Consider the following 20555-nt stretch of genomic DNA (forward strand, 5'->3'; position numbering starts at 1 on the left):
TGTTAGCGCTCACATTCTTCTAGTCAAGAGCTCTGACGGCCGTAATCTGGTGGCGACGACCGGCTATCGGTTGCCGAGGTCGGCGCGGAAGTTCGGGTCGCGGTGCAGCCGTTTGCTGTGTGAGCGTTAACCTGGGGGAACCGGGACGACTCGACGCTTTGGAAGGTGGATGTGAGGGACAGGGACGGATTTGCCGCCGGGGACACCTCAACGGCGGTTCGACCGACGGGCACACGCCCCGCGGTCATGACCGATGTCGCCAAACTCGCCGGAGTCTCCCATCAGACCGTGTCGCGGGTGCTCAACGGCAGCGCGAACGTGCGGCCGGAGACCCGCGAGCGGGTATTGCGCGCCGTCGAACAACTCGGCTACCGCCCCAACGCCATGGCCAGGGGCCTGGTCAGCAGGCGTTCGAATATGCTCGGCGTGGTCAGTTTCGACACCATCCTGTACGGACCGGCGTGCACCCTGCTCGGCATCGAACGTGCGGCTCGCACAGCGGGTTACGGTGTCAGTATCTTCGCCTTGGAGACGGTCGACCGCTCCAGTGTGCTGGCGGCCGCGAACAGTCTGGCCGATCAGGGAGTGGACGGGATCATCGTCATCGCCCCGCAGATGGCCGCCGCCGCGGCACTGCACAGTCTGCCCGAACGCCTGCTGGCGGTCGCGGTCGAGGCGGGACAGGACAGTGGCTTGCCGTCGGTTTCGGTGGATCAGGTCGCGGGTGCTCGGCTGGCGGTGCAGCATCTGCTCGACCTCGGGCATCGCACGGTATGGCAGGTCGCCGGTCCCAGTGACTGGCTGGAGGCACGGGACCGCATCGAGGGCTGGCGACGCACGCTGGAGGCGGCGGGCGCACCGATCCCCCCGGTGATCGGCGGGGATTGGAGTGCCCGCTCCGGCTACGAAGCGGGCCTGCTGCTCGCCGCGCAGCCCGATGTCACGGCGGTATTCGCGGCCAACGACCAGATGGCGCTCGGCATGCTGCGCGCCTTCACCGAACGCGGTATCCGGGTGCCTGCCGATATCTCGGTGGTCGGTTTCGACGACATTCCCGAGGCCGCCTACCTTTCGCCGCCGCTCACGACCATCCGACAGGACTTCGACGAGGTGGGCCGCCGCAGTATGCAGATGTTGTTGCGGTGCTTGGAATTCGACGGCACCACCGCCGAACCGGCATCGCCGTCGGTGCTGCCGACGCTGGTCACGCGCGACAGCACGGCGGCACCGGCCCAGCGGTGAGGCCTCAGGCCGCCGCGCGCTTCTTGTTGTAGACGTCGAATGCCACCGCGGCCAGCAGCACCAGCCCCTTGATGACCAGCTGCCAGTCACTGCCGACGCCGAGCATCGACATGCCGTTGTTCATCACGCCCATCACCAACGCCCCGACAATGGCGCCCACAACGGTTCCGATACCGCCGCTGGCCGACGCGCCACCGACGAATGCCGCGGCGATGGCGTCGAGCTCGAAGTTCTGTCCCGCCTTCGGAGTTGCCGCACCGAGCCTGGCCGCGAAGATGACGCCAGCCAGTGCCGCTAGCACGCCCATATTCACGAAAACCCAGAACGTATTGGCCTTGGTATTCACCCCGGACAGCTGTGCGGCCTTCTCATTGCCGCCGACGGCGTAGATCCGGCGCCCGATCACCGAGCGGTTCATCACGAAGGAATACAGCACGATCAACACGATCAAAATAACGCCGATGATCGGAATCCCGTTGTAGGAGGCCAATACGAAGCTGAATGCCAGGATGACCGCACCGAGCGCCGCCAACTTCGCGATGAACAGCGAGCGCGGTCCGGCAGGCAGACCATAGGAGTGACGGCGCTGGCGCACCCGCCATTGCGACCACACCAGCGCCGCCACCGCGAGCACGCCGATGAGCAAGGTCAAACCGTTCAGATCGCCGACGCGCAGCCGTATCGCGATTCCGTTGAATCCGGCGAACTGAACGGCATGCAGTGGCAACCAATTCGGGAGATACCCAGCCGCGATATTCACGAAGCCCTGCGGGAACGGGCCGATCGACTGGCCTTTGAGCACCAGCTGCGCCAGACCACGGAACAGCAGCATGCCGCCCAGGGTGACGATGAATGCCGGAATTTTGACGTAGGCGATCCAATACCCTTGCCACGCACCGATGACCGCGCCCATCGCGACGGCCGCCAACACGACCACCGGCCAAGGCCAGTGCCACTGCACGATGGCGATACCGGTCACCGCACCGACCAATGCGCACAGTGAGCCGACCGATAGGTCGATGTGTCCGTTGATGATCACCAGCATCATCCCGATGGCAAGCACCAGGATGTAGCCGTTCTGCAGGATGACATTCGTGACATTGAGCGGCGTCAACAGGCTGACACCGTCGGAAAGCTTTGCCGTGGTGAGGATTTGGAACAACAGGGTGATCACTACGAGCGCCACGATCATGCCGTATTGGCGCACATTGCCGCGCATGGTGCGGCGCAGGGCCGCGAGCGCGCCGACCTGTTTCTGCTCGACGGCCTTCGCGATAACCTCGGCGGAGGTATCGTCGCCGTCTTCCAGCTTGTCCAGCAACGTCATTCGGCTACCGCCTCGGCCGTGGCGGTTCCGCGTGTCATCAGTTTCATGACAGCCTCCTGTGTGGCTTCGTGTTTCGGGAGTTCACCGGTGATGCGGCCCTGGCTCATCGCGTAGACGCGGTCACACAGGCCGAGTAGTTCCGGCAGTTCCGAGGAGATGATCAGCACGCCTTTTCCGGCGGCGGCGAGCTGTTGGACGATCAGATAGATCTCGTATTTGGCACCGACATCGATACCGCGGGTCGGCTCGTCGAGGATCAGCAGATCGGGTTCGGTGAAGATCCATTTGCCGAGCACGACCTTCTGCTGATTCCCGCCGGAGAGGTTGCCCACCTTCTGGAATACCGTCGGCGTCTTCACCGTCAGCCGGGTGCGCAGGCCCTCGGCTTCGACGATCTCGCGATGGGTGTCGATGACCGTGTGCCGGGAGACCGCGGGGAGATTGGCGAGGGTCATATTGCGCCGGATATCCTCGTCGGGGATCAATCCGTATTGCTTACGGTCCTCCGAGACATAGGCGATGCCGGCACCGATCGCATCGCGCACCGACGAAATGCGCAGTACCGCACCATCCTTGCGAATCGTGCCGCGAATATTCCGACCGTAGGATCGGCCGAAAACACTCATCGCCAGCTCGGTGCGCCCGGCACCCATCAATCCGGCGATACCGACGATCTCACCGCGCCGCACGTTGAGTGCCGCATCCCGGACGATCCGGCGATCGGCAATGGTCGGGTGGTCGACATTCCAATCGGCGATCTCGAAGAACACCTCGCCGATCTGCGGATCCGTTCGCGGTGGGAACCGGTGGTCGAGATCGCGCCCGACCATCCCCTTGATAATGCGATCCTCGGTGACCTCCGCGGCCGCCGCATCCAGGGTCTCGATGGTCCGGCCGTCGCGCAGCACGGTGATCGAATCGGCAACTGCCAAAACCTCATTGAGCTTGTGCGAGATCAGGATCGAGGTGATGCCCTGTTCGCGCAGTTGCCGCAGCAGCGCGAGCAGGCTCGCGCTGTCGGTCTCGTTGAGCGCCGCTGTCGGTTCGTCGAGGATGAGCAATCGCACCTGTTTGGCCAGCGCCTTGGCGATCTCCACGAGCTGCTGTTTACCGACACCCAAAGCGGCGACCAGGGTTTCGGGATCCTCGACGAGACCGACCTGCCGCATCAGCAACATCGCCTGCCGATTGGTCTCCTGCCAGTCGACGGTCCAGCTGCGCAGCCGTTCATTGCCGAGAAAGATGTTCTCCGCGATCGACAGCTGCGGCACCAGCGCCAATTCCTGGTGGATGATCGCGATGCCCGCCGCCTCGCTGCCGCGAATATCCTTGAACGCCACATCGGTACCGTCCATACGGATCTGTCCGCTGTAGGAGCCGTGCGGGTAGACGCCGCTGACCACCTTCATGAGCGTGGATTTGCCCGCGCCGTTCTCGCCGACCAGCGCGTGGATTTCGCCGTCGGCCACCGCGAAATCCACCGCGTCCAGCGCTTTCACACCCGGGAATTCCATGGTGATCCCGCGCATTTCGAGAATGTGCTTGCTCATGGGCTGTGTCCTTTTCTGCATGCCCGAGGGGCCCTCCGTGGTTACGCAGGCTGCCTCCTCCGGGCCCTGACTCGGCCATGCTGTGTCCTTTTCTGCATGCCCGAGGGGCCCTCCGTGGTTACGCAGGCTGCCTCCTCCGGGCCCTGACTCGGCCATGCGGGGCCTTTCCTGGTCGTCAGGCGAAGTCGCGCTCGGAGTAGTACCCGGAGTCGATCAGCACCTTCCGGTAGTTGTCCTTATCGACCGAGACCGGCTGCAACAGATACGACGGCACCTTCTTGGCGCCGTTGTCGTAGGAGGTGGTGTCGTTGGTTTCCGGTGTGCCGCTGGTCAAGATCGCATTGACCATCTGCACGGCGCGTTTGGCGAGGTCACGGGTGTCCTTGAAGACGGTCATGGTCTGCTCGCCTGCGATGATCGACTTCACCGACGCCTTCTCGGCATCCTGACCGGTGACGACCGGCATCTTCTTATCGCCCCTGCCGTACCCGACCGCCTTGAGGGCCGAGACGATGCCGATACTGAGGCCGTCGTAAGGGGACAGCACGGCATCAATATTCGTGGTGGAGTAGTTGGCGCTGAGCAGGTTCTCCATCCGGGACTGGGCGGTGGCGCCGTCCCAGCGCAGCGTGGTCACCTGATCGATGGCGGTCTGTCCGGAGCGGACCACCAGCTTGCCGGAGTCGAGATAGGGCCGGATCACCGACATGGCGCCGTTGAAGAAGTAGTAGGTGTTGTTGTCATCGGGGGAACCGGCGAACAGTTCGATCGAGAACGGGCCCTTGCCATCCCGCAGACCGAGCCGGTCTACGATGTAATTCGCTTCCAGCACACCTACTTTGAAATTGTCGAAGGTCGCGTAGTAGTCCACGTTCGTGGTGTCGCGGATGAGCCGGTCGTAGGCGATCACCGCGATCTTGTTCGTCTTGGCCTGCTGCAGTACGCCGGTGAGTGATTTATTGTCGATCGCCGCGATCACCAGTGCCTTGACGCCCCGGGTGATCATGTTCTCGATCTGCGAAACCTGCGTCTCGATGACGTCTTCGGCGTACTGCAGGTCGGTGTCGTAGCCGAGGTCCTTGAACTGCTTGACGATATTGTTGCCGTCGGCGACCCAGCGTTCGGAGGACTTCGTCGGCATAGCGATGCCGATCATGCCGCCGGCCGTGGACGAATTACCGCTGTCCTCAACGGAACACGCGGCGGCGGCCAACAGCGCGGCGACACCCGCGGCGCCGGCGAAGAGTCCGCGTCGGTTGATAGTGGGCATGGGCACAACTCCTTGACTAGACCTGGACGAACTCGATGCCGGCGAGCTGACAGAAAACCTGCCAGTCGGCCGCGTGGTGGCCGATATTCATGACTTGGTGGTGCGGCCCGCCCGCGGTGAGCCAGCCATCCATGCAGGCACGCACGCCGCTCGCGGGCCGGAACTGGCCGTAGGGCATCTCCAGCGCGGGCAGTTCCTGGCTGTCGAGCACGGTGCCCTCGGCCACGACCAGCCGGAACTTTTCGCCGCCGAGCGAAACCAGACAGGCCAGCGTCGCGGGCCCCGGCCGGTAGCGGAACAGGAAGGTCGGCGGCTTGTCGAGCTTGCCGATGCCGAGTTCGCGCCGAATCAGCCGGACCGGTTCGTCGGTGCGCGCGATCCGCCAATTCCCCTCGCCCATATGGCTCATCAGGATCGAGTCCGAGGGGAAGTCCATCGCATACATCTCGGTGAAATGGCCATCGCCGATCAGCTGATGTCCCGCATAGACCATGGCGGCGGCCATGGCATCGCCCTCGGCGCCATAGCCGTACCCCTTGGCCATCAGACTCGATGCCGCGGCAAGTGGCAGTCGCTGGAACCGGCCGTCCTCGCCGATCGCATCGAAATGCGTCGAGTACGCACCGTAGCCGCGGTCGGTGAGAATGCGTTCGATGGCGATCTGCATCCGGGCGTGGTCCTCGCGTTCCGCGCCGGTCAATGCGGGATCGATCGCGAATTCCCTGTCCTCCCAAGCCATCAGCGCCGCGACCTCGTCATCGGTCACCGCCTGGCTGCCGCGGTAGAGGTCGCCGGGCGCGACGAAGCTGATCTCCGGGCCGAGCGTCCGCAACAGCGCGTTCTCGTCGACGCGGATATCACCCATATCGTTCATGGCATAGCCGAAGACGCCGACCTTCAGCGACCGCCATGCGGTGACCGCACGCGCGGCCCGCGCCCAGCGATCAACGCGCACAGCGAATTCCGGCGTTCGCCAATCGTCGGTCACGACGGTGAACGGACGGTCGGCGCGGACCATCGCATTCGCGGTGTCCTGGGCGCCGTGGATGCCCTGGTTGTAGGTCATATCGGCCATATCCCAAGCGGGGGTGACGGCGGGCTCGGGCTGAATATTGGCCAGTAGCACTGGAAGTCGGTTTTCGTTGAACAACCGGGCCACCCGCATCGCCGGGCCGTAGGTGAGCATCACCACCATGACGCCATCGAGATCGGCATTGACGAATTCGCGCATTACCGCCTCGGCGTCGCGCCGGTCCTTGACGGGGCGTCCGACGGTCCAGTCGGCGAGATCGGCGAGTTGTTCGGCGATATCGTGGGCGTAGCGGTCCTGGCGCTCGGCGATGCCCGGGATCATGTCGTCGTAGAGGGCCTGCATGATGCCGAGTAGGCCGATGCGTGGTTTCGGGTTCATCGAGGACGTACTCCTTTATCGGCGGCCGGAATTCAGTGCTGGCCGTACACGTTCTGGTAGCGGTCGTGCAGGCTGTCCACGTCGGCCTGGGCGATGGGGACCGGTTCCCCGAGCTGGCGCGCGATATGCACGGTGCGAGCCACGTCCTCGCACATGACGGCGGCCTTGACCGCGGCGCGGGCGTCGCGCCCGACCGCGAAGACGCCGTGATTGCGCATCAGGACGGCGGGGGAGCGGTGACCGGACAGCGTCGCGACCACACCCCGGCCGATATCGTCGTTGCCGATGAGCGCGAAGGGGCCGACCGGAATTTCGCCGCCGAACTCATCGGCCATCGCGGTCAGCGCACACGGAATCGGTTCCGCGCGTGCGGCCCACGCGCTCGCGTAGGTCGAATGGGTATGCACCACCCCGCCGACCTCGGGCATCGCCCGGTAGATATAGGCGTGCGCGGCGGTATCACTGGACGGTGCCAGATCGCCTTCGACCAGCTTGCCGTCGAAATCGCAGACCACCATCGAATTCGGGGTGAGTTCGTCATAGGACACCCCGCTCGGTTTGATGACCAGCAACTGCTCGCCGGGTACCCGGGCCGAGACATTGCCCGCGGTCCACACCACCAGACCCCAGCGCAGTAGTTCTCGATGCAGATCGACCAGCAGCTCGCGCAGGCCGGTAATGGCGGTTCGCTCACTCATGCGGTGGCGACTTCCCTTCGTGCGTCGTTACGGATGCGTCGCAGCCGGTGCAACACCTCGGTGCCGCCGCGGCCGAAATAGTCGTGTAGCGCTCGGTATTCGGCGTAGACGGCGTCGTAGGCGGCGGCGCGGGCGGGATCGGGGAGGTAGGCGTTGCGGTGCACCCGGCCCATCGCCTTGGCGGCGGCGCGGACATCCGGGTAGGCCCCGCCGGCGACAGCGGCATGGATGGCCGAGCCGAGCGCCGGGCCCTGATCCGAGCCGATGATCGACAGCGGCAACCGCGTCACATCGGCGTAGACCTGCATCAGCAACGAGTTCTTCAGCAGGCCACCGGCGATCACGAGTTCGCGAACGGGAACGCCTGCGGCATTGAAGGTTTCGATGATGGTGCGGGTGCCGAAGGCGGTGGCCTCCAGCAATGCGCGATAGATGTCCTCGGGTTTCGTCGCGAGCGTGAGGCCGACCAGGATTCCGGACAGATTGTGGTCGACGAGCACCGAGCGGTTTCCGCTGTGCCAGTCCAGTGCCACCAGGCCGTGTTCGCCGACCCGCTGCCGCTGCGCCAGCTCACTCAAATAGGCGTGCGTGCCCATGCCGCGCACGGCGGCCTCGGCGTGATAGCGCCCCGGCAGCGACGAGTCGACGAACCACGCGAAGATATCGCCGACCCCGCTCTGCCCCGCCTCGTATCCCCAACTGCCACTGATGATTCCGCCGTCCACCACCCCGCACATCCCAGGCACCTTGGCGAGATGATCACTGTTCATGACATGGCAGGTGGAGGTGCCCATCACCGCGAGCAGCTGCCCATTCTCGACAGCCTGCGCGGCGGGCGCGGTGACGTGCGCGTCGACATTGCCGACAGCCACCGCGATCCCGGGCCGCAGCCCCGTCCATCCCGCTGCCCGCTCGGTGAGGCCGCCGGCACGGCCACCGAGCGGGGACAGCGGGTGGACCAGCTTGCCGACGGCGAAGTCGGCGAAGTCCGGATTCAGCGCAGCGAGATAGTGGCTGCTCGGCCAGCTACCGTCCTGGTGAATTCCCTTGTAGCCGGCCGTACAGACGTTGCGTGTCTCCGCGCCACACAGCTGCCAAACGATCCAGTCCGCCGCTTCGATGAAACGCTCGGTGCAGGCGTAGATCTCCGGATCCTCTTCCAACATCTGCAGCGCCTTGGCGAACTCCCACTCCGCTGAGATCTTGCCGCCATACCGGTTGATCCACGGCTCGGTCCGTTCGTGGGCGAGGGAGTTGATCCGATCCGCCTGCGCTTGTGCCGCATGGTGTTTCCACAACTTCGGGTAAGCGTGTGGCCGCCCAGCGAACTCCGGCACCTGGCACAACGGTGTCCCGTCGGCAAGCGTGGGGAGCACCGTACACGCCGTGAAATCCGTAGCGATCCCGAAGACATCGGCCGGGTCGACCCCCGAATCCGCCAGCGCCGCCGGTATCGCCGTGCGCAGCACGTCGAGATAGTCCTCGGGATCCTGCAGCGCCCAATCCGGGGGCAGCACAGCGCCAGTCGCAGGCAGAACGTCGTCGATGACTCCATGCCGGTATTCGCTTACCGCACTCCCGAACTCGGCCCCGTCGCGAACCCTGACAACAAGTGCCCGCCCGGACAGCGTGCCGAAGTCGACACCGACCACATACTCGTCCACCACTGTGACGCTCCTAACAATGTTAACGCGAACATTGTTAGCGCGAACATTTGCCCCGTGTCAAGAACTCACTCGTTTCGTGCATTGTGATCGCTCACGTCGACGCAGGTCTACGACATCCATGCTGGCGATGAAGCACTCGCCGACGTGGTGGAGCGGCTGGCCCATTGGCATATTCGGCGCCCATGCACATGGAGAACGCGCTGGGGTACGGCGCGACAGTCGGCGAGGCTATCGAGGTTATGGAGATCGCGAGAATGCATCGGGGTAGCGCGGGCATGGTGGGGTGATGACCTGGCTACATCGAGCCGATAGTCAGTAGACGGGTAGCGGTGCCGATTACCTCGGGCGCTGGTAAAGCAGGCGGACGTGGGCGGGTTCGAGTTCTTGTATGGAGCCGACTCCCAGGAGTTTCATCGTGCGCGTGAGCTGAGTGCGGAGGATGTCGATGGCGCGATCTACGCCTGATTCGCCTCCGGCCATCAGGCCATAGAGATAGGCGCGGCCGATCAGGGTGAAATGGGCGCCAAGGGCTAGCGCGGTGACTATATCGGCGCCGTGCATTATGCCTGTGTCCAGGTGGATTTCGAGGTCGTCGCCTACCTCGTGGACCACCGAGGGGAGCAGGTGTAAGGGGACCGGGGCTCGATCCAGTTGGCGGCCACCGTGGTTGGACAGGACTATGCCGTCTACGCCCAGGGCGGCGAGGCGTTTGGCATCGTCGACCGTTTGGACGCCCTTGACGAGGATTCGCCCCGGCCAGCGGTCGCGGATCCAGGTTAGGTCGTCGAAGTCGACGGTGGGGTCGAACATGGCGTCGAGGAGGTCGGCGACGGTGCCGGACCAGCGGTCCAGGGAGGCGAAGGCCAGGGGTTCGGTGGTGAGGAAATCGAACCACCAGCGGGGTTTTCGGATCGCGTCGAGGGCGCCCGTGAGGGTTATCGAGGGTGGGACGGTCATGCCGTTGCGCGCGTCGCGGAGGCGGGCGCCGGCTACTGGGACGTCGACTGTGACTACCAGGGTGTCGAAGCCTGCCGTGGCGGCGCGGTCGACCAAGGCCAGGGAGCGGTCCCGGTCTTTCCACATGTAGAGCTGAAACCAGTTGCGGGCCTGGGGATTAGTAGCGGCAGCCAGGTCTTCGATGGCTGTGGTGCCCATGGTGGAGAGGGTGAAGGGGATTCCGGCTCGGGCGGCGGCTCGGGCGCCGGCGACTTCGCCTGCGGTGTGCATCATGCGGGTGAAGCCGGTGGGGGCGATGCCGAAGGGTAGCTGGGAGGGTTTGCCGAGGATGGTCGTGCTGGTGTCGATGTCGGCGACGTCGCGGAGGATGGCTGGGCGGAATTCGATGTCTTGGAACGCTTGTCGGGCCCGCTGGAGGCTGATTTCGGCGTCGGCGGCGCCGTCGGTGTAGTCGAAGGCGACCTTGGGTGTGCGTTTGCGAGCCAACTCGCGCAGGTCCCAGATGGTTTGGGCGCGAGCGAGTTTGTGGTCGAGGCCGCCGAAGGGGCGCTCGAACTTCACCAACGGCGCGAGGTCGCGGTATTTCGGGATGCGGCGGTCGGTCACCGGATCGGATTCTCCTGTTGCTCGGCGATATTCGGGCGGCCATTGGGCGCACGCAGCCGGAGTGAGTGCATGCCGCCGTCTACTTCGAGCATGACGCCGGCGGTCGAAGCCGCGTGTGGTCCGGCGAGATACAACACGGCGGCCGCGACTTCTTCGGGGCTGACCAGCCTGCCGTGCGGCTGACGCGCTTGGAGCGCAACGAGTTCCGCGGCAGGATCAGGGGCAGCGGCGAGCAGGCGTTGCACCCAGGGGGTGTCGACTGTGCCCGGATTCACGCAGTTGACTCGAATTCCTTCGGAGAGGTGATCGGCCGCCATGGCGCGCGTCAGTGCGAGGATCGCGCCCTTGCTGGCACTGTAGGCCGCGCGGTTCGGCAGGCCGGTGGTGGCGGCGATCGAGCAGGTGTTCACGATCGCGGCGGCGGGCGAGCGGCGCAGGTGAGGTAAAGCGGCGCGGGAAACCCGTACGGCACCGAGCACATTCACGTCCAAGACGCGTTGCCACTCGTCGTCGGTATTGTCCTCGACGGTTCCCTGCGCACCGATGCCCGCATTGTTGACCACGATGTCCAGGCGGCCGAATGCGTTGGCGGCGGTCTCGATGGCCGCGCGCACCGAATCGTCCTCGCACACATTGCATGCCAACGCCAGGCCATCGCGTCCGACCGGTGGGCCCGGCCGCAGATCCAGCACGGCCACCCGCGCACCAGCGAGGCCGAATGCGGTCGCGATCGCCCGGCCGATGCCGGATCCGCCGCCCGTCACCACGGCAGTCAGCCCGTCCAACTCCCCGTAAGTCATACCGACCTCATCCGTGCACTGATCCGATGTTTACAGCTTCGGAAGATAACACCACTCGGCGAACGGAACCCCGCATTCGGCCTATTTTCCTGAAATCGGCCCGGATCAACAACCTTTGCGTTCCTAGACATCGGATGTATAGTCGTGACCCAGATCACTTCTGACAGCGAGGATCACGCATGGCTTTCATTACGGCGCTGGACACGCTGGATATTCGGTTCCCGACGTCGACCCAGCTGGACGGCTCGGATGCCATGAACCCCGACCCCGACTATTCAGCGGCCTACGTGATCCTGCGCACCGACGATGCGGCGGTCCCGGACGGCCACGGCTTCGCGTTCACCATCGGGCGCGGCAATGAGGTGCAGCAGGCCGCTATCCAGGCCCTCGATCATCTGGTGGTGGGCCGCTCGGTCGACGAGATCACCGGCGATCTGGGCGGTTTCGCGCGTAGCCTGACCGATGATTCGCAGCTGCGCTGGCTGGGCCCGGAGAAGGGCGTCATGCACATGGCGATCGGCGCGGTCGTCAATGCCGCCTGGGACCTCGCCGCCAAACGCGCGGGAAAACCTGTGTGGCAGTTGGTGTCGGAGATGAGTCCGGAAGACCTGGTGGCGCAGGTGGACTTCCGCTACCTGACCGACGCCCTCACCCCCGACGAGGCCCTGACCATCCTGCGCGAGGCCGAACCGGGCCGGGCCGAACGCACCGAACGCCTGCTGGCCACCGGATATCCCGCCTACACTACCTCCGCCGGCTGGCTCGGATACTCGGATGCCAAGCTGACCCGCCTCGCCCAGCGAGCGGTCGCCGACGGATTCGGCACCATCAAGATCAAGGTCGGCCGCGATCCAGACGAGGACGTGCGCCGGGTCATGCTCGCGCGGCACGCCATCGGACCCGATATCGGCCTGGCCGTCGACGCCAACCAACGCTGGGGCGTCGATGAAGCGGCAGAATGGATTTCGCGGCTGGCTCCCGCCGGGCTGTCTTGGGTCGAGGAACCCACCAGTCCCGATGACATCCTGGGCCACGCCGAGATTCGCCGCCGCGTCGCGGGGGTGCCGATCTCCACCGGCGAACACGGCCAGAACCGCATCCTGTTCAAACAGCTACTGCAGGCGGGCGCGGTCGACATCCTGCAAATCGATGCCGCCCGTGTCGCCGGTGTCAACGAGAATATCGCAATCCTGTTGCTGGCGGCCAAGTTCGGGGTTCCGGTCGTCCCGCACGCCGGCGGGGTCGGGCTGTGCGAGCTGGTACAGCACCTGGCGATGATCGACTACATCGCCATCTCCGGCACCATGCAGGGCCGCGCCATCGAATACGTCGACCATTTGCACGAGCATTTCTGCGATCCGGTCCGGGTGGCCGGCGGACGCTATCTCACCCCGCGCGCACCAGGTTTCAGCGCCGAGATGCTCCCGGACTCGCTCCGCGACTACGCCTTTCCCACCGGCGCGGCATGGCTGGAGACGACCACCTTCTCAGCAGTACACCAGGTTTCGGCGAAGGAGCACGAACTCTCATGAACACCAGGATCATCGGCGCGGCAGTAGCCGCCGTACTGGTCGTCGCCGTGGCGGCCTGTTCCCGCGAACAGACTTCCGGCGGCGGTCCCGCCGTGGCCGTCGGGAAGGGCGCCGATAGCGGTGTACTGGTCGGCGCGGACCAGCCGCGCTCGGACACCGACTTCTGGAGCGCCTACGCCGGGTATCTCGGCCCGAAGGCCGCCGCGGCCGGGGTGAGGCTGGAGAACACCTCCTCCGACAATGACTCCAACCGGTTGAAATCCAATGTGGACACGCTGCTTTCGAAGGACGTCAAGGCGATCATCATGGCGCCGCAGGACACCGCCGCCGCGAAACCGGCGCTCACCGCCGCCGCCAGTAGGAACGTGCCGGTGATCAGCGTCGACACTCGCCCCGACAGCGGCGGCGCCTACATGGTGGTGCGGGCCGACAACCGGGCCTACGGTGCGAACGCCTGCACCTACCTCGGCGAAACCCTGCACGGCACCGGGAAAGTCGTGGAATTCCAGGGTGATCTGGCCTCGATCAACGGCCGCGACCGCTCCCAGGCGTTCGCCGACTGCATGCGGACGAAATACCCGAATATCAAGGTGATCGAAATCCCCACCGAGTGGAAGGCCGACAAGGCCACCTCGGGCCTGCAGGACAAGCTGCTCACCGATCCGGATATCAACGGCATCTACATGCAGGCCGGCGGCGCATTCCTGCAGTCGACGCTGGCATTGCTCAAGCGTACCGGCAAACTCGTGAAAGCCGGTCAGCCGGGTCATATTTCGATCGTGTCCAATGATGGCATCAAAGCCGAGCTCGACGCCATCGACGCGGGCGATATCGACGCCACCGTCTCGCAACCCGCCGATCTGTACGCGCAGTACGCCGCGATGTACGCGAAAGCGGCCGTGGACGGTAAGAAGTTCACTCCCGGTCCGACCGATCACGGCTCGACCATTGTCGACACCGGCGGCGGCCAGCTCGAGGATCAGCTCCCGGCGCCGGTCGTGACCCGCACCGGCGGCAAGGTCGGCGATATGGACACGGTGGCGAGCAGCGATCCCGCGCTGTGGGGCCGCGGGCGCTGAACGGATCGACACCCTAGCGATGGAAACCGCAGTGCCCGAAACAGTTTCACAGCAACAACCGGATGGTCTACTGGTGGCCGAGGCGATCGGGGTGACCAAGCGGTTCGGCCGCAATATCGCGCTCGATCGCGTCGGATTGCGCGTCACCGCCGGCCGCACGCATGCGCTGGTGGGGCGAAACGGCGCCGGGAAGTCGACCCTGGTGTCGATTCTGACCGGACTCGCAGCTCTTGATGAGGGGGAGGTGCGCTTCCAGGGTCACCCGGCGCCGGCGCCCGCCGATCGGGATGCCTGGCGGTCCCGCGTGGCATGCGTCTACCAGCACTCCACGATCATTCCCGACCTGTCGGTGGCGGAGAATCTGTTCGTCAATCGGCAGGGTTTCGGTGGGCGCCTGGTCAATTGGCGCACGCTGCGGACGCGGGCGCGGGAGCTGCTGGATACCTGGTCGGTGCCGGTTTCGGTCGATACGCTCGCCCGCGAGCTGTCGGTGGAGCATCGGCAACTGGTGGAAATCGCGCGCTCGCTCTCGCACGGCGCGCGGTTCATCATTCTCGACGAGCCGACCGCACAGCTGGACGGTCCCGCCATCAAGCGCCTGTTCGCCAGGATTCGGGACCTCCAGCAACAGGGCGTGACCTTTCTGTTCATCTCCCATCATCTCGACGAGACCTACGAAATCTGTTCCGACGTCACGGTTTTCCGCGATGCCCGGCATATCGTCACGGCTCCGGTCGCCGAACTGGCCAAGCCTGCGCTCATCGCCGCCATGACCGGCGATTCGACGGACTTGGAAACCGCGGTGCCACGACAGGCCCCCGACGCCGCCCGCACACCGGCATTGAAGGTGGATAAGCTCACGCGCGTCGGCGAATTCGACGAGATCGACATCGACGTGCGCCCAGGTGAGATCGTCGGACTGGCCGGCGGCGGCAGCAGCGGACGCATCGAGGTGGCCGAAACCATTGTCGGATTACGCAGGGCGGCAGGCGGATCGGTACTGGTGGCGGGCAGGCCGCTGCGCGGCGGCGGGGTGCGGGCGGCGCGCGAGGCCGGGATCGGATTCGTGCCGCGCGATCGTCACGAGGAAGGGCTGATCCTGTCCATGAGCGTGGCCGACAACGCCACCCTCACCGTGCCGCACAAGCTCGGCCCGTTCGGCCTGCTGTCACGGCGCAGCCGAGATGTGCTGGCGGGCACCGCCATTGCGGAACTCGATATCAAGACCGAGAGCCCGCAGCAGAGCGTCGCCGAACTATCCGGCGGCAATCAGCAGAAGGTGGTGTTCGCCCGTGCCCTGGCCACCGAACCCCGAGTGCTGGTGCTGATCACCCCCACCGCGGGCGTCGACGTGCGCTCCAAGGAAACTCTGCGCGCGGTGGTGCGCGCCGCCGCCGATCGCGGCACCGCCGTCCTCGTCGTCTCCGACGAACTCGACGATCTGCGCGACGCCGACCGAGTGCTGGTCCTGGTGCAGGGACGGCTCACCGCCCGCTTCGACAAGGGCTGGAACGACCGCGAGCTCGTCACCGCCATGGAAGGACTGCTATGACCCGGACCGCGACCGAAACCGGTGCGCCCACCGCGGCCCCGCCGCACCGGGCGCGAATCCACGTGCGCTGGAGCGCATTCCGCGATCTGCTACTGGTGCCGCCGATCCTGCTGGCGCTGGTGGTCGGATACTTCATCAATACCAACTTCGTCTCGACAGCCAATCTCACCAATGTGCTGAGCACCATGAGCGGTATTTCGCTGCTGGTGCTGGCCGAGGTGCTGGTGCTGGTGGTCGGCCGGATGGACCTCTCGCTGGAATCCACCTTCGGCCTCGCGCCGGGGGTGGCGATCTGGGTGACCATGGGTACCACCGAGGTCGGCGCGTTCACCTGGGCGTCGCCGTGGATGAGCATTCCGATCGCGCTACTGGCGGGCGCGGCGGTCGGTGTGGTCAACGGCCTGCTGATCGTGCGCTTCGGCCTCAACGGGTTCATCGTGACGCTGGCGATGCTCATCGCCCTGCGCGGGCTGCTGACCTTCCTCACGTCCGGGTTCACCCTGACCAAGATTCCGGACTCGGTCGAATGGCTCGGCAATGCACGAGTTCTGGGCCTGCCGGCGAACGTGCTCATCGCCCTGGCATTGTTCGTGATCGGATATCTGGTGCTGAACTACACCACGGCCGGGCGGGCACTGTACGCGGTCGGCGGCAATGAGGCCGCCGCGCGAGCCGCCGGTATTCGCACCGATCGGGTGGTCATCGCCGTGCTGGTGACCGCCGGGGTGCTGGCCGCGATCGGCGGGCTCATCTACTCCGGGCAGTTCGCCAGCGTCCAGGTCAGCCAGGGCGACGGGATGATCTTCAACGTGTTCGCCGCCTGCGTTATCGGCGGCGTGTCACTCAATGGCGGGCGCGGGTCGGTGGTGGGCGCGTTCTTCGGAATCCTGATTCTCACGCTGATCCAGAAGCTGCTGTCCTACGGCGGGGTGAGCGCGGATTCGCTGAAGTTCATCAATGGGGCGCTCATCCTCGTCGCCCTGGTCATCACTCGCATCGCCAGCGGACGGCGGCAGGAGTGAGCATGCGAATCGCCTTGCACACCAGACTGAAACCGGGTGCGGAGGCCGAGTACGAGGCCGCCCATCGCGCGGTACCAGCCGACCTCGTCGCGGCCATTCGCGCCGCCGGTGCGACCGGCTGGACCATCTGGCGCAGCGGGTTGGATCTGTTCCATGTCATCGACTGCGACAGCTATGACAAGCTACTGGCCGAACTGGCTGGTTTGCCGGTGAATATCGCCTGGCAGGCTCGCATGAGCGGGTTCACCGATGTCCCCCACGACTATTCGGCGCCGGAGGCCGGTTTGCCGGTGATCTGGGAGCTGAACCCGCGACCGCGCGCCGAGGTGGTGCTCGGTGGTGCGGGGTATGCCGGGCTGTACCGTTCGGTCGACGAGGACGCGGCGCAGGAGGCGCTGAAAGCGGCGTGGGCGGCCGGGATTCGGAGTTTCGATACGGCACCGCACTACGGCGGCGGGCTCGGCGAGGAGCGCCTCGGCCGGTTCCTGCGTGAGCGAAACCGTTCGGAGTTCACGGTTTCCACCAAGGTGGGGCGGTTGCTGTACGACGACCCGGACGCGCCCGACGGGGCCGATGATTTCCACGGTGCGCCCAAACGGTCACGGCGGCTGGACTATTCGGCGAAAGGCGTACGGCTGTCGCTGGAGCAATCGCTGATTCGGCTCGGGCTGGATCGGGTGGATCGGATGCTCGTACACGACCCCGAGGCGCATATGGACCAAGCCCTGGGCGAGGCACTGCCGGAGCTGGAACGGATGCGCGACGAAGGGCTGACCGCTGGAATCGGTATCGGCGTCAACCACGTCGAGACCGCATTGCGGTTCGTGCGTGAGTCGGCCATCGACACCGTCATGATTGCCGGGCGGTACTCATTGCTGGACCGCCGAGCCGAGCAGCAACTGCTGCCCGAATGTGCAGAACGTGGGATCCAGGTGCTCGTCGCTGGGGTGCTCAACAGCGGGGTGCTGGCGGATCCCTTCCGGCAGGCCACCTTCGACTACCGCACTGCGGACTCCGCCGTCGTCACCCGCGCGCGGGACCTGGAGCGGCGGTGCACGAAATACGGTGTGCCACTGCGGGCGGCGGCCATGCAGTTCCCGCGGCGGCATCCCGCCGTGACGGCGATCGTGCTCGGGTCCGGTACTCGCGCGGAGATTGATGACAGCATTGCCATACTCGATCTGCCTGTGCCGGAAGAACTCTGGTCCGAGCTAGTGGATCAGGCGCTGTGGTGAATCGAGCACCGCGATGAGCCGCTCACTCCACCGCCCGGCCCAGCCATTCCATCACCCCGGCCACATGCGCCAGCGCCCGCGCCTGCGCCAGTTGCGGGTCGTGCGCGGCGATCGCGTCGCAGATGCCGCGATGCTCCGCGATCGTGCGCTCGAACGCGCCCTCCTCGGTGACGCCACGCCAGATCCGTGCGCGCGTGGTCGGCATGGACAGCGAATCCAGCAGCGAGGCAAGGACTTTATTGCCGGAAGCAGTGGCGATGGCGGCGTGGAAGCTCAGGTCGAGCGCGACCAGATCGGTCACCGACGCACTGCCGGGCTCGACCAGGGTGCGCAGGTGGGCGATCTCCTCGTCGGTCATGTGCTGCGCCGCAAGCGCGGTCGCGGCGGGCTCCAGAATCCGCCGCACGCCCAGGATGTCGAGCACGGAGTCGTCCTGATGGAACTCCAGCAGGAAGCTCATGGCGTCCAGCAGCGAATTCGGCTCCAGGCTCGCCACGAAGGTGCCGTCGCCCTGGCGCACGTCCAGGATTCGCACCAGCGAGAGGGCGCGCACCGCCTCTCTCAGCGAACTGCGCGACACCCCGAGCTCGGCGGCCAGATCGGCCTCACGCGGCAACCTCGATCCGGGCGTCAGATCGCCCGAGACGATCATCGCCTTGATCTTCGCAATCGCATCGTCGGTGACCGACAAACCGGTTCCTTCACTTTCGAGAATGTGAACACATGCCTCCGATGACTGTAGACGCACATGTGCATGTCTGGGACGTTCGAGGTGGAAAATTCCATGTCGAATACGACTGGCTGACAAATACATCCGATGTCTTGTATCGCACCTATACGCTGGACGACCTCGAACCGCAGCTGCCCGAGCACGATATCGCGGGGTTGGTGCTGGTGCAGGCCTCCGATTCACTGGCCGAGAATCGCGCGCTATTGGACGCGGCGGCACACGCCCCCCGCCCGGCGGTCGTGGTCGGCTGGCTGCCGCTGCACGAACCCAGGCGGGCCGCCTTCGAGCTGGCCCGGCTGCGGCGGCCCGAGTACGTCGGAGTGCGGCACCTGATCCACCGTGACCCGGATCCGACCTGGCTACTGCGAGCCGAGGTTTCGGACAGCCTGGCCATGCTCGCCGAGGCCGGTCTGAGTTTCGACGCGGTGGCCGAGCGTTCCGATCTGCTGGCGCAGGTGCCGGCGGTGGCGGCCGAACATCCCACGCTCACAGTGGTTCTCGACCATCTGGGCAAACCGCCGATCGCGTCCGGCGACTGGCAGCCGTGGGCGGATCTGCTGGCCGCCGCGGCCGAGCAACCCAATGTGGTGGCGAAGATCTCCGGCCTGGCCACGGTGTCCGAGCCCGGATTCACCGCCGCCGATTGGCAGCCGTACGTCGATCACGCGCTGGCGGTGTTCGGGCCGGATCGGCTGATGGTGGGCGGGGATTGGCCGTTCACCCTGACCGCCGCATCCTATGCGGAGGTCTGGCGGGCCACTGTCCAGGTCCTCGGCGGACTTGCCCCGGACGATCGCGTCAAGGTGTTGTCCACGACGGCGCGGCGCGTATACCGGCTGTCCGCCGATCAGGCGGAACCCACCAATGAAGGAGCTAGTGCGTGAAATTGCAGCGGATCGGCGCGGTCGGCGCGGAGCGACCGGTCGTGGTCGACGGCGATCAAACCTATGATCTGTCCACGCTGACACCGGATATCGATGGTGCGTTCCTCGCCGCGGACGGCATATCGAAGACCGCGGCGGCGCTGTCACAGGGCCTGCTGTCGCCCATCGACCTCACCGGACAACGTATCGGCGCACCGATCGCGCACCCGCAGGCCCTCTGGTGCATCGGCATGAACTATGCCGCGCACGCCGCCGAATCGGGAGCGGAACCGCCACGTACACCGGTGGTCTTCTTCAAGACACCCAATACCGTGGTCGGGCCGTACGACGACGTGATGATCCCGCGCGGGTCCGACGGGACCGACTGGGAGGTCGAGCTGGCGGTGGTGATCAGCCGCCGGGCGAGCTACCTGGGGTCCCCCGACACCGCCATGAAACACATTGCGGGCTACACCATTTCGAACGACGTCTCCGAACGCCGCTTCCAGCTCGAGGAATCCGGCGGCCAATGGTCGAAGGGCAAGTGCTGCGCGACCTTCAACCCCCTCGGCCCCGCCCTGATCCCCGCCGATCGCCTCGACCCGAAGGACCTGCGCCTGCGCTCCTGGGTCAATGGTGAACCGCGCCAAGACTCTTCGACGGCCGACCTCATCTTCGACGTCGCGTATCTGGTCTGGCACCTGTCCCAGTACGCGGTCCTAGAACCCGGCGACCTCATCAATACCGGAACCCCCGAAGGCGTAGCCCTCTCCGGCCGTTTCCCCTACCTGCTCCCCGGCGATGTGATCGATCTCGAGATCGACGGCATCGGGCGCATGCGCCAAACCTGCCGGGATTCGGCAGATATTCTGTGATCGTCGATGGCATGGGAGGCACAATGGGGGTGATGATGCCCGGCTTTGTCGTGATGGCGGTTTCGGTGTAGCGGTGTCCCCAGTAGCTGGGCTTGTTGTAGGTGCGGGCGACCCAGCTGAGATCGTCGACGACCAGGCC

General features: G+C 65.6%; 17 protein-coding genes. 8 read left to right on the plus strand and 9 right to left on the minus strand.

What is annotated here, in order from left to right; all coding sequences use genetic code 11:
• The first annotated feature begins 246 nt into the window (after positions 1-246).
• Positions 247-1242: a LacI family DNA-binding transcriptional regulator gene (locus ACQP1G_RS13750; RefSeq protein WP_433203257.1), complete on the plus strand. Its 996-nt coding sequence runs from the start codon at positions 247-249 to the stop codon at positions 1240-1242.
• 4 nt (positions 1243-1246) lie between these two features.
• Here ACQP1G_RS13750 and mmsB read toward each other — a convergent pair whose 3' ends face one another.
• The 8 genes from mmsB to ACQP1G_RS13790 all read right to left on the minus strand — a co-directional run bounded on the left by mmsB (position 1247) and on the right by ACQP1G_RS13790 (position 11528).
• Entirely contained in the window at positions 1247-2569 is a 1323-nt protein-coding gene (gene mmsB / locus ACQP1G_RS13755) for a multiple monosaccharide ABC transporter permease (RefSeq protein WP_433203260.1), read from the minus strand.
• Complete coding sequence (gene mmsA, locus ACQP1G_RS13760; RefSeq protein ID WP_433203263.1) at positions 2566-4119, minus strand: multiple monosaccharide ABC transporter ATP-binding protein; 1554 nt, start codon at positions 4117-4119, stop codon at positions 2566-2568. Before mmsA ends, mmsB begins: the two co-directional genes overlap by 4 nt.
• A gap of 175 nt (positions 4120-4294) precedes the next feature.
• Positions 4295-5389, minus strand: coding sequence for a multiple monosaccharide ABC transporter substrate-binding protein (gene chvE / locus ACQP1G_RS13765; RefSeq protein ID WP_433203266.1), 1095 nt, complete (start codon positions 5387-5389; stop codon positions 4295-4297).
• Between the two features lie 16 nt (positions 5390-5405).
• Positions 5406-6800, minus strand: coding sequence for an L-fucose/L-arabinose isomerase family protein (locus ACQP1G_RS13770; protein WP_433203269.1), 1395 nt, complete (start codon positions 6798-6800; stop codon positions 5406-5408).
• Between the two features lie 32 nt (positions 6801-6832).
• Complete coding sequence (locus ACQP1G_RS13775; RefSeq protein WP_433203272.1) at positions 6833-7498, minus strand: L-ribulose-5-phosphate 4-epimerase; 666 nt, start codon at positions 7496-7498, stop codon at positions 6833-6835.
• Positions 7495-9165: a ribulokinase gene (araB, locus tag ACQP1G_RS13780; RefSeq protein WP_433203275.1), complete on the minus strand. Its 1671-nt coding sequence runs from the start codon at positions 9163-9165 to the stop codon at positions 7495-7497. Before araB ends, ACQP1G_RS13775 begins: the two co-directional genes overlap by 4 nt.
• A gap of 336 nt (positions 9166-9501) precedes the next feature.
• Positions 9502-10728 (minus strand): alpha-hydroxy acid oxidase, encoded by a 1227-nt coding sequence (locus ACQP1G_RS13785; protein ID WP_433203278.1) that lies wholly within the window; start codon positions 10726-10728, stop codon positions 9502-9504.
• Positions 10725-11528, minus strand: a complete 804-nt coding sequence (locus ACQP1G_RS13790) for an SDR family NAD(P)-dependent oxidoreductase (RefSeq protein WP_433203281.1) — start codon at positions 11526-11528, stop codon at positions 10725-10727. Before ACQP1G_RS13790 ends, ACQP1G_RS13785 begins: the two co-directional genes overlap by 4 nt.
• 179 nt (positions 11529-11707) lie before the next feature.
• On the opposite strand from ACQP1G_RS13790, the gene ACQP1G_RS13795 reads away from it, so the two are divergent.
• The 5 genes from ACQP1G_RS13795 to ACQP1G_RS13815 are packed head-to-tail and all read left to right on the plus strand — an operon-like array spanning position 11708 to position 17948.
• Positions 11708-13060 carry an enolase C-terminal domain-like protein gene (locus ACQP1G_RS13795; RefSeq protein WP_433203284.1) on the plus strand — a complete coding sequence of 451 codons (1353 nt, stop codon included), beginning with the start codon at positions 11708-11710 and terminating at the stop codon, positions 13058-13060.
• Positions 13057-14139 (plus strand): sugar ABC transporter substrate-binding protein, encoded by a 1083-nt coding sequence (locus ACQP1G_RS13800; RefSeq protein WP_433203287.1) that lies wholly within the window; start codon positions 13057-13059, stop codon positions 14137-14139. The genes ACQP1G_RS13795 and ACQP1G_RS13800 overlap by 4 nt, the downstream gene beginning before the upstream one ends.
• A gap of 31 nt (positions 14140-14170) precedes the next feature.
• Positions 14171-15691, plus strand: coding sequence for a sugar ABC transporter ATP-binding protein (locus ACQP1G_RS13805; protein WP_433203290.1), 1521 nt, complete (start codon positions 14171-14173; stop codon positions 15689-15691).
• Positions 15688-16713, plus strand: coding sequence for an ABC transporter permease (locus tag ACQP1G_RS13810; protein ID WP_433203293.1), 1026 nt, complete (start codon positions 15688-15690; stop codon positions 16711-16713). Before ACQP1G_RS13805 ends, ACQP1G_RS13810 begins: the two co-directional genes overlap by 4 nt.
• Before the next feature lie 2 nt (positions 16714-16715).
• The gene (locus tag ACQP1G_RS13815; RefSeq protein WP_433203296.1) at positions 16716-17948 is read left to right on the plus strand and encodes an aldo/keto reductase; all 1233 of its coding nucleotides are present in this window, start codon (positions 16716-16718) and stop codon (positions 17946-17948) included.
• Between the two features lie 22 nt (positions 17949-17970).
• On the opposite strand, the gene ACQP1G_RS13820 is transcribed toward ACQP1G_RS13815, so the two are convergent.
• Entirely contained in the window at positions 17971-18639 is a 669-nt protein-coding gene (locus ACQP1G_RS13820) for a FadR/GntR family transcriptional regulator (RefSeq protein ID WP_433203299.1), read from the minus strand.
• A 41-nt stretch (positions 18640-18680) separates the two neighbouring features.
• Here ACQP1G_RS13820 and ACQP1G_RS13825 point away from each other — a divergent pair, with 41 nt between their 5' ends.
• Positions 18681-19562 carry an amidohydrolase family protein gene (locus ACQP1G_RS13825; RefSeq protein ID WP_433203302.1) on the plus strand — a complete coding sequence of 294 codons (882 nt, stop codon included), beginning with the start codon at positions 18681-18683 and terminating at the stop codon, positions 19560-19562.
• Positions 19559-20416 (plus strand): fumarylacetoacetate hydrolase family protein, encoded by an 858-nt coding sequence (locus tag ACQP1G_RS13830; RefSeq protein WP_433203305.1) that lies wholly within the window; start codon positions 19559-19561, stop codon positions 20414-20416. Before ACQP1G_RS13825 ends, ACQP1G_RS13830 begins: the two co-directional genes overlap by 4 nt.
• Positions 20417-20555: the final 139 nt, after the last annotated feature.

The sequence above is a fragment of the Nocardia sp. CA-107356 genome (assembly GCF_050946365.1).
Classification (GTDB): Bacteria; Actinomycetota; Actinomycetes; order Mycobacteriales; family Mycobacteriaceae; genus Nocardia.

Excerpts from the sequence above, each read along its gene's own strand:
- ACQP1G_RS13750 (WP_433203257.1), top strand. The coding sequence starts at position 247 with ATGACCGATGTCGCCAAACTCGCCGGAGTCTCCCATCAGACCGTGTCG.
- mmsB (WP_433203260.1), bottom strand. The coding sequence starts at position 2,569 with ATGACGTTGCTGGACAAGCTGGAAGACGGCGACGATACCTCCGCCGAG.
- mmsA (WP_433203263.1), bottom strand. The coding sequence starts at position 4,119 with ATGAGCAAGCACATTCTCGAAATGCGCGGGATCACCATGGAATTCCCG.
- chvE (WP_433203266.1), bottom strand. The coding sequence starts at position 5,389 with ATGCCCACTATCAACCGACGCGGACTCTTCGCCGGCGCCGCGGGTGTC.
- ACQP1G_RS13770 (WP_433203269.1), bottom strand. The coding sequence starts at position 6,800 with ATGAACCCGAAACCACGCATCGGCCTACTCGGCATCATGCAGGCCCTC.
- ACQP1G_RS13775 (WP_433203272.1), bottom strand. The coding sequence starts at position 7,498 with ATGAGTGAGCGAACCGCCATTACCGGCCTGCGCGAGCTGCTGGTCGAT.
- ACQP1G_RS13790 (WP_433203281.1), bottom strand. The coding sequence starts at position 11,528 with ATGACTTACGGGGAGTTGGACGGGCTGACTGCCGTGGTGACGGGCGGC.
- ACQP1G_RS13795 (WP_433203284.1), top strand. The coding sequence starts at position 11,708 with ATGGCTTTCATTACGGCGCTGGACACGCTGGATATTCGGTTCCCGACG.
- ACQP1G_RS13800 (WP_433203287.1), top strand. The coding sequence starts at position 13,057 with ATGAACACCAGGATCATCGGCGCGGCAGTAGCCGCCGTACTGGTCGTC.
- ACQP1G_RS13810 (WP_433203293.1), top strand. The coding sequence starts at position 15,688 with ATGACCCGGACCGCGACCGAAACCGGTGCGCCCACCGCGGCCCCGCCG.
- ACQP1G_RS13815 (WP_433203296.1), top strand. The coding sequence starts at position 16,716 with ATGCGAATCGCCTTGCACACCAGACTGAAACCGGGTGCGGAGGCCGAG.
- ACQP1G_RS13825 (WP_433203302.1), top strand. The coding sequence starts at position 18,681 with ATGACTGTAGACGCACATGTGCATGTCTGGGACGTTCGAGGTGGAAAA.